The sequence below is a fragment of the Calothrix sp. CBUCES-K 9914 genome, assembly GCF_059640475.1.
This window is the reverse complement of record NZ_JBXXZH010000326.1, coordinates 1-9163: the sequence shown is the minus strand read 5'-3', so window position 1 is coordinate 9163 and position 9163 is coordinate 1. Positions and strand designations below refer to the sequence as shown.

The 9163-nt window shown below is 38.4% G+C and carries 10 protein-coding genes and 1 pseudogene; 8 read left to right on the top strand and 3 right to left on the bottom strand.

The genetic code is table 11. The features are described 5' to 3' along the window. Positions 1-661 precede the first annotated feature (661 nt). Positions 662-796 (top strand): annotated as a pseudogene (locus tag AC2JBO_RS39895) (hypothetical protein); the annotation flags it as partial. 79 nt (positions 797-875) lie between these two features. Here the strand turns inward: AC2JBO_RS39895 and AC2JBO_RS39890 are convergent. Further along, positions 876-1865, bottom strand: coding sequence for a hypothetical protein (locus AC2JBO_RS39890; RefSeq protein ID WP_496959167.1), 990 nt, complete (start codon positions 1863-1865; stop codon positions 876-878). 347 nt (positions 1866-2212) lie between these two features. Next, on the bottom strand, positions 2213-2437 hold the full coding sequence (locus AC2JBO_RS39885) for a CHAT domain-containing protein (protein WP_496959166.1): 225 nt from the start codon (positions 2435-2437) through the stop codon (positions 2213-2215). A 324-nt stretch (positions 2438-2761) separates the two neighbouring features. Between AC2JBO_RS39885 and AC2JBO_RS39880 the strand changes: the two genes are divergently transcribed. Then, positions 2762-2962 carry a hypothetical protein gene (locus AC2JBO_RS39880; protein ID WP_496959165.1) on the top strand — a complete coding sequence of 67 codons (201 nt, stop codon included), beginning with the start codon at positions 2762-2764 and terminating at the stop codon, positions 2960-2962. A 582-nt stretch (positions 2963-3544) separates the two neighbouring features. Then, positions 3545-4171, top strand: coding sequence for a 2-phosphoglycerate kinase (locus tag AC2JBO_RS39875; RefSeq protein ID WP_496959164.1), 627 nt, complete (start codon positions 3545-3547; stop codon positions 4169-4171). On the opposite strand, the gene AC2JBO_RS39870 is transcribed toward AC2JBO_RS39875, so the two are convergent. Then, a complete protein-coding gene (locus AC2JBO_RS39870) occupies positions 4158-4457 on the bottom strand; it encodes a TSUP family transporter (protein WP_496959168.1) in 300 nt (99 codons plus the stop codon). The genes AC2JBO_RS39875 and AC2JBO_RS39870 overlap by 14 nt on opposite strands. Positions 4458-4974: 517 nt before the next feature. Between AC2JBO_RS39870 and AC2JBO_RS39865 the strand changes: the two genes are divergently transcribed. The 5 genes from AC2JBO_RS39865 (at position 4975) to AC2JBO_RS39845 (ending at position 8565) form a co-directional block, all read left to right on the top strand. After that, entirely contained in the window at positions 4975-5922 is a 948-nt protein-coding gene (locus tag AC2JBO_RS39865) for a chromate resistance protein ChrB domain-containing protein (RefSeq protein ID WP_496959163.1), read from the top strand. Positions 5923-6100: 178 nt separating this feature from the next. Further along, positions 6101-7273: an MFS transporter gene (locus tag AC2JBO_RS39860; protein ID WP_496959162.1), complete on the top strand. Its 1173-nt coding sequence runs from the start codon at positions 6101-6103 to the stop codon at positions 7271-7273. Then, on the top strand, positions 7274-7585 hold the full coding sequence (locus AC2JBO_RS39855) for an antibiotic biosynthesis monooxygenase family protein (protein WP_496959161.1): 312 nt from the start codon (positions 7274-7276) through the stop codon (positions 7583-7585). A gap of 27 nt (positions 7586-7612) precedes the next feature. After that, positions 7613-8053: a chromate resistance protein ChrB domain-containing protein gene (locus AC2JBO_RS39850; RefSeq protein WP_496959160.1), complete on the top strand. Its 441-nt coding sequence runs from the start codon at positions 7613-7615 to the stop codon at positions 8051-8053. A gap of 47 nt (positions 8054-8100) precedes the next feature. Beyond that, positions 8101-8565 (top strand): cupin domain-containing protein, encoded by a 465-nt coding sequence (locus tag AC2JBO_RS39845; RefSeq protein WP_496959159.1) that lies wholly within the window; start codon positions 8101-8103, stop codon positions 8563-8565. Positions 8566-9163: the final 598 nt, after the last annotated feature.

The window sequence follows — 9163 nt, the reverse complement described above, 5'->3', positions numbered from 1 at the left end:
GGCAGGGCTGTTTCATTCTCTAGAGATAAAAGCTATAACCATGATTGTTTGGTTAATCAACCAGCAAAATCTTGTTCGGTAACGACGGATTTATAGGCGCCTGGATTTATTCTTTTTAGAATGAAACAGCCCTGCCTTATTAAGGGGGGTTGGGGGGATTTTCTAAGTCTATAGTTTAATTTTATACTTTTTAAACATCCTCTTAGAGTGTTTTAATCAAAATATTCCCGAATAAATATCGTAAGATAATTTTTTTCTTGGACTACTAACTAGTGCTGAATCAAAAAAGACTCAAAATAGTGTAAAAAAATAGAAAATTAGGTTATGCTAATGAATTACTAGTGTAGCAATGAGTTTTAAAGGGTGGGCGCCCATTACGAATGCTACTAAGAAAACCCTAATAGAGGCTGACGCGGGGACTTGGAGACGCGGGGACGCGGTGAGGTAAGAAGAAAGAGAGCTGTTAAGTATGACTTGGTTAAAGAAGAAGTAATTTTGTTCACTTCTCGTCATATGTTTAATTATAATTATCACGCACCTCGTCTAAGCATCCCCAAGTCGTTGTTTACACGCTGACATCTAAAGCTTGGAGAAAAAGAAGGTATCCTGCGGCATTTATAAGTAAGCTTTCGGACGCGGTTTTGGTGTTGCCGCAGAAACTCAAACTTGGATTGAAATTTCTTTAAGATGTGGTTATATAAAACAAGAACAAGCTTTGGAGTTAGACAGACGTTGTGAAGAAATATGCGCGTCAATTAGTCGTAATGGTTTCACATCCAGAAAAATGGACAATTAATTCTAATTCCTCGCCTGTACGTAGATCGGAAAGATAATTAGTCAAAATCGTGTTCATAAAATCTTTACAATGTAAGCGTTTAGACTTTTTCGTCACGGGTGAGCCATTCCTCCATCTCAAGAAGTTGTTGCCAATTAAGCATTGCTACCGTGAAATTATCAAGTTGCTTGGCGTTTAAGTTCTGGAGTTGACTAACTACCTGTGGTGTGAGAGTTTCATCCCCAAACTTAGCTCGAATTAAAGTACTTGCCAACTCAATCCTGCCTTTTAGTTCGCCTTTTAGTTCGCCTTCTAACTTAGCCTTGTTCATTTCGGCTTCATACCAAGCATCGATTTCTGCCATCGTTCTCATAAAATCTTTGTCCTCTGGAGTTAAGTTATTAGTAGGTACGTCTCGTAGATAAACACAGTATTTAACACATGCACTGATTATATCATTTTTTTCTCTACGAGTCGGCGATAACTGCTTGATTGAGTCAAAAGCGATTTTCGCACTTTCTTTATTTCCCAACATTTTTAACCAAATAGTATCAGGACTATCAACTAGTTGCTCAATAATCACAATTCCCATCCGTGAAATTTGGGGAAGCCGATATACACCCATACCTAATTCTAAGACAGGTTGAGCGCTGCATAAATTCAAGAGTTTTTCACTGCAATTTACTGTCAGTATCCAGGTAAATGGATTTTGATTTTCTATTTGTTGCTTTGCCTGTTTCGACAGTCGCCCAGAAGCTGTTAACTCTGTGAGTGCTTTGGCATTCTCTACCAGTTCTTTTTCCTTTTGGGTCCAATATAAATTCTTTCTAGTAATCGATTTATTGATATCACTCTCTTCTAAATATGAACTGTAATGTTCGATGATAATCGTTGGATGCTCTTGCATTAGTTGGTCGAATAAACCTAAATTCTCTTGCTGCCATCCAAGACTTTCTTGTCCGATGAACATCAAATCAATTTCGAGGTCTTCATCGTTATGAACTTGAATATTTTGTAGAGTATTTCCTTTAGTTTTATATAAAGATTGAATATAGAATTTGAAGAATCGGTCGTGTTTGTACTGAGCCATTTAAATTTATCAAGTCCTTGACAAAGCTTTCACTTGGTGATTTCTAATTCGAGCGATAAAAATATCGCTAAACTATTATAACCAGAATTAGTGTCTAAGACTACCCCTGTTAAGCTATATGCACAAAGCCTTACTTCATATGCTAAAAGCGGACAACACTGGTTTTAACCGCGCTGTTCTAACACAAGTAAACCGAGCGTGATAGTAGCTTCCTCAAAGCAACATTTAACGGGAGCAGACTTAACAGGCGCCACACAAGCCGATTTTCGAGATGCTCCCACTAGATGGTGTATACTGGGGTGATGCCGAACTTACGGGTGCGTTGTTTTCGGCACCATGACCGAAAATTATAACCCATTACCAATCAAAATGAACGGCGCCCAATAATAAGGATGTTGATTACCAGCATATACTTTTTGATTTCTAGTATTATCTATCGGTGATACTTTTAAACCACGCTGTTCATTTTGTTTAACAGATGTACCCTTTATTAAACTTAGCTGTGCTTGTCGCAATGCTTCGGCTTTGGTAATCGGCACCTTTTGTGCTAAATTGTTGTAAAATTGCTGCATTAGTTGCGCGGTGCTAGGTACCAAGTAATGAAAAAGGACGAAGAAACAAATTAAATGGTATGCTTGCCGTGGATACATTTACAGGTGAAGAATATTTAAAATTAAAATCTCAATGAAAAACTGAAGACATTTCCGAATATTTTGCCCTACTTTGCTGTGACTGCGTTCAAAAAGGGTACAAAAAATTAAGTATAATTTTAGATAACAAGTCTACACACAAAGCTAAGATGAAATTTCAGCTACAAACTCATCTGTCTGATTTAAATATTAAGGATAAAATTGATGTAGAATTCATTGATACTCCTCCTTACTCACCAAATTTCAATGAGCGTTGAATATTTAATTCATCTTTTACGTCTGAGATTTTTACATCATCTTACTATTGGTATCAATCTACAACAGATACAAGAAAAACTCGAAAATTATTTTCAATTTAATCAGCTTCAAACGCCACGTCAAATTCAGAATATTATTCAACATATTTGTAATCTAGTCAAGCCAAATAACAGCAAAATTACTGTTTAAATTCAAGAAATAAGCTATTTATTAAATTGTGTTTTAGTTTGTACACAACTGTTTTTATTGGCGCCTCGCTCGTCTATGGCGCAAGCGCCGTAGACGAGTGCTTACTTTGAGTATTAATTCATTAATTAAAAAAATTGTTAAATAATTTAGTGTTAATCAGTTATTTTATTATATAATTATGTGTTTTCAAATTTGTAGATATTTGTTCTCTACTTAGGCTGGGGGGGTGACGAACTAGCTTAAAAGCCTTATGCCGTAAAGGTTATAGATGAGTGACCGCTTGAAAGATAAAAGTAAACTTAGAACAAAGCCCAACGAAAAATAAGACTTTTGTACAAAGCTTATTGATTATAGAATCAATAAAGTATAAAAATGGGGTTTATCTTTTTATGGCACGCACGCTTATAACTATTGCTGTGTCTCAGGTTCAGAGGTTTTCGTCACCCCCTCAGCTACTTAGGCATCCAGAGCGTGCATGATAACTACCATTCCTCTTGCCTAATATTAATTTTTAGATACATTTTAGTCGCGCGGTTATAGTCGAGTTAAATTTTTATAAAGTAAAAACTATAGTGTAGAAGAATGACAGAAAATATCATCGAAACTATAATTTTTCAGGCTCTTGTCTCTGAAACACGAGTGATTTTAATTGGTGGCGCCTCTCATACAGGAAAATCAACCCTTGCCCAAGCTTTGGCATCACACCTTGGTTGGAATTATCGTTCCACAGACAAACTAGCTCGACATCCTGGGCGCCCTTGGGTAAGTGCATATGGAAAGCCTATTCCAGAACACGTAGTCAAACATTATAATGAATTGTCTATCGAAGCTCTTTTTTCAGATGTATTGTCACATTATAGTCAAAATATTATACCACAAGTAGAGGCTATTGTTCATTCTCATGCCTCTGGGAAATCTACAGAACGCCTAGTACTCGAAGGGTCTGCGTTATGGCCAGCATTTGTAACAAATTTAGTTAGCAAAAAAGGTGTGAAAGTAATTTGGCTCACCGCTACTAACCAACTCCTTGAAAACCGAATCAAGCATGGAAGTAATTTTTGTAATGTTTGTGAGAATGAAAAACATTTAATTCAAAACTTTTTGCATCTTACCCTATTCTATAATAAACGTATGAAAGAAGAAATTGACCGTCTTGGATATACATATATTGATATAGAATCAGGTAAAAACATCCTTATCCATGAATGAAAAAGTAAGCAGTCATAGAAACAGCGACAAATATCACAAATCTACGAATATATATGGCATCAAGTCTCCGTGCGTAATGAGCAATCAAAAAAACACCAAGCGAACCACCCACTGCCATTAAAATAGCTTGAGGCCAAGCAATTATTCCAGCTATCACAAAAGGAATAATCGCGACACCGTTAATACAACCTCCTAAAAATGTTTTAAAAGCATTCATCGTGTGAATACTTTTGATTCCCAAAAACGATAGAGTTGCCAACATCAAAATTCCTAAACCGGCGCCAATACTGCTCGGTTAAGACATTAACTTAAAATAGATTCCCCTAAATCCCCCGCGAATTCGGGGGACTTTGAGAGATTTTTAGCCCCCCTTCCACGCGCTACGGTGTACACACAAGTCTTAATAAGGGTGCTTCGGGGGTAGGGCGGGGAGGATGATTATGAAGCAATATTGATTCATATCGGATGCAAATATCGATGAAAATAGTTCCTCAATTTCTCCACTCCTTCCGTTTCTAGCCTCCCCCTGCATCCAATACCTCCCTGCTCCCGATGCCAAAAAGTTATGTGTACACGGTAGCCTTCCACGCGGGGGGTTGGGGGGATTTTCATTCTTAACCGAGTAGTATTGCAACCGGATTCCTATATGAAAAACAAGTGTTTTTAGCCTGCTTCCGGCAGGCTTTGTTTGTATAGTCTCACCCTTCTAGGGTGTAGATTAGGATAACGAAATTTTTAATGAAACAGATATTGCATTTGATTGCAACAATTGTTATATTAAGAATTTAATTGAGGTATAAATATTGAGTTGGATAGTATTCTCTTACTCGCTTCCTTCTAAATCGTCTTCTAGCCCTCGTGTGGCATTATGGCGCCGACTGCGAAGAATAGGAGCAATTTCAATGAAAAGTGGTATACATATTCTACCTGCTCGTGACGAGTGTGTTGAGTCGTTCCAATGGCTAGCGCAGGAAGTACAACAAACGAAGGGTGAAGCTTTAATAATGCGGGTCGAACGATTTGAGGGATTAGCTGATTCAGAAATTATAGAACTATTCCGTACTGCGCGCGGCGAAGAATATCAAGAGATTGAAGCCCAAGCAATAGAACTGGAAAAATCCATAGAAAAGTCTACAAGTGTCGGCGCCAGTTTGGAGCGCAGCAGTTTTCTAGAAACTTTAGAAAAACTACGGAAACAGCATAGCGAAATTGCCCGCGTGGACTTTTTTGATTGTATTGATGGACAACGCTTAATAACTACATTAAACCGTTTATCTCAAGCACTATCTTTAAGTATTTCTACTGTAAATATACCACAAACAGAAATTATTAAATACCAAAATAAGCGATGGGTAACAAGACCTAGACCTTATATAGACCGCCTAGCCTGCATTTGGCTAATTCGTCGATTTATTAATTCAAATGCCGAGATTCGATATTCTCATGAGGCTGCCCATAATGAAGTTTCTTTTGAAATGAAAGATGCTCAATTTGGACATTGTGGTAATCTTTGCACCTTTGAGGTGATGGCAGCTGCGTTTCGTTTAAATAAACCAGGAATACAGGCTATCGGAGAAATTGTCCATGAAATTGATTTGCGAGACGGACAATACGCGCGTCCTGAAACTGCAGGAGTAGATGCTCTGTTGCAAGGCTGGTTTATTGCAAATATGAGTGATGCTGAACTAGAAACCTGCGGTATCAATCTGTTTGAGGGCTTATATGCTGTATTCGCCAAACAGCAGGGTTAATAGATGTAGGGTGTGTGACGCGACGAAAGATTTTGTACACAAATTAGGGACTTGTAGCGTCACGCACCATTTAAGTTCATGTAGCACAATTATTTTGTAACAGTAGTTGCTTTTTAAAGAAACATATATTACAGTAAGATTAAATCAAATCAGTTACGCTCTCCTTCTTAGGTTGGCGATGTCTAATAATTTTGCATTCTTGCTTCTATGTTCAATTGGGGGATTAGCAATTTTCAGTTCGACAATTGCCAAAAACCCAGTGTTGCCTATTCTGGCTCAACAGTTAGGCGCCAACCCAGCTACCATTGGGGCAATCGCCGCAACTTCGACACTAACCGGCATCTTACTTAGTTTTCCAGCAGGACTACTTAGTGACTACTGGGGCAGAAAGCCTTTGCTAATATTTGCAGGAGTAGTGTTTTGCAGCGCACCTCTAGCTTATTTCTTAGTCTTCAATCCCTGGCAACTAGCGCTAGTACGTGGATATCATGGATTGGCAACGGCGATTCTTAGTCCAGTCGCAATGGCTTATGTAACCGATTTGGCGCCTACCCATAAAGGAGAACGCTTAGGTTGGTATTCCTCGTTGACACTGGCAGGACGTGCATTGGCGCCCGTAGTCGGCGGTTTACTTTTAGCCGTAAGTACATGGCAATCTGTTTATGTCGTATGTACCATTGTGGGTATCTTGACTTTGGTCGGGATGAAACTACTGCCTCAAACCAGAATAAAGCGCAATCGAAAAATCAAGCAGATTAACTCAACTGTGCCTGCGATTAGGAAAATTTTATCTCATCGCATGATTCTAATTACGAGTTTGGTAGAAGCTGCTCAGTTTCTGGCATTTGGTGCCGTTGAAACTTTTCTGCCACTATATGCTTTGAGTATTGGCATTGATAAAGCTGCTGTCGGATTAATTTTTGCCAGTCAGGTTGGAATTAAGGTACTAGCACGTCCTCTCATGGGTCGGATGAGTGACCGTTATGGACCCAAGCGGCAGATTGTCGTAGGTCTTCTGCTTACCAGCGTTGCAATGTGGCTTTTCTGCCAAACGCAAACAGTAGTTTTACTATTATTAATCTCAGCCGTATTTGGATTAGGAATTGCCATCTCCTCAGCTGCGACATCAGCTTTTGTAGCAGATTTAGCTCCTGTAGATAGTCGTGGTACTGCATTGGGAATTATGAGCGCAATTATGGACGTAGGACAGGCAAGTGGCCCTGTTTTATTAGGATTTTTACTGATGCATACGTCTTATCAAATAGGCTTCACAGTTGTTGGAGGATTACTTTTGGCGAGTAGTATATTTTTCGCTTTGACTGCAACAGAAACAAAAAAATCGGAGGTTTGAATGACTGTACAGGCACCAAAACCGCTGGTTTGCGTTCGTAGTGTTGAAATTCCTGAAACTAATGAACAAGCTTTTTTTGATTGGATAGAGTCAAATAGGGAATTAAGACAACGATATGGCATTGTGATGGAGCGAATTCTCAAACCTACTGATAATCAGGGGGAATGGTTGATTATCACAATGTGGGAAAGTGAGGAGAAGTTTGAGAAGTGGTTAGTTGCAAAGGAAAAGCCAAGTGTTGATGCTTCACCAGGACACGCGCTAGTCAAATTTGGCAAAATCAAACGCTTTGACACCCAAGCTGGTTATTAATTTGTAAATTAAAAAGGAAGACTTTAAATGAAATGGGTAACACGCAAACACGTTCGGGTAAATAGAGTTGCAACACCTTGGTTAATTCAACGATTTGTTGATAAACAAGCAGAGTTTATTTTTGTAGAACCTGTAGAAGTTACTCAAGTAGAGCAGTCCCATAATGCTATTGGTTTTGATGCTCCCGGCGCCAAGTATAACCATGACTTTGGTATTACTTCCTTTGAACAAATTATTCGAGACTATAGCTTAAATGATTCTGTATTAAAGGAATTACTTGAAATTGTTCATGCTGCTGATATTCCAGGCGCCATTGAACAAAGACCAGAAGCAAGTGGGCTGAAAGCAATTAGTCACGGTTTTCCCCTAGTGACAAATAACGATGATGAAACTTTGCAAAAGGCATTCTTTATCTACGACTCTTTGTATGCATACCTGCAAGCGCGTCAGCAAAATCAGGTAAAGTAGTTTTTTTTAGCTCACATATCTAACTTATACTTAACGGAGAAAAACAAATGCCAAGTGAAATTACCAACGAAACTGGATTAATTCCCTTACAAGCTGATACAACACTTTTACAAGACCCCAAAAAATTCAGCAACGGAGACCTTAAAACTCTAGAAGAAATAGCTCAATTCAATCCTCGCTTTTTTGTTCGGCGCCGGATTTTCTTAACTGATTCAATGCACTTTAACATTTATTGTATCGAACCAGGACAATCTAACCCATTGCATAAACACTCTCAAAGTGATGAAATCTGTTACTTTGTGCAAGGAACAGGAGATGTAATAGTTGGGGATGAAATTGGCGCCGTTAAGCCTGGAGACTGTGTTCATATTCCCAAAGATATCGGACATGAAATTATTAATACTGGTACAGAGAGAATGATTGTAGTCTTAGCTCAATCTCCTCTTCCCTGTGCTCATGAAAAAGTATCTAACCCACCTTCCGAATATCGCAGAGTCGAATTCAGCCATTAAATTCTTTTAACCCATATTCCGCACTTCAAAATGTCGCATAAAATATTACATAACTACTTACTGGCATTAGTAAATAAACATACTAAGAATTTTTGCTTTTTCCTTGGTTGTAATCTTTTGTACTTCAAATTGAAGTGCGGAATGTGGGTTAGAAGTTGGCTTTTTAAACAGGGGTGACATGGCTAGAACGTACCCTTCAGGGGTTTATTGTACGCGCTCGCTTTATATAAAAAAGCTGAATCCTTTACATGGTAAGTGTTTTAAGGCTTCACAAGCATCAAAAAAATTTGGACAAAAAGCCACAAAAGTAGTTTGAAATATCAAAGCTAGATTATAGCTTCCTGTCTTGCTGAGGGAAGAAAAGAAGAATCATAATAATTTCGAGCGCGTACAATCAACCCATCTGGATACGTTCTAGCCGGTATTACAAATGCAAAACAAAAGTAAAACCCCAACCTACTGTCGGGGTTTTATAGCTAGAAATTGATATTTGTTTTCAATTTACAGTTTTAAATATGTTTAGTTAGCAGTTAGCATAAACACACAGACCTAAAGCTTTCCAAGTTTGGGGTCCAACAATTCCATCTACAAGAACTGT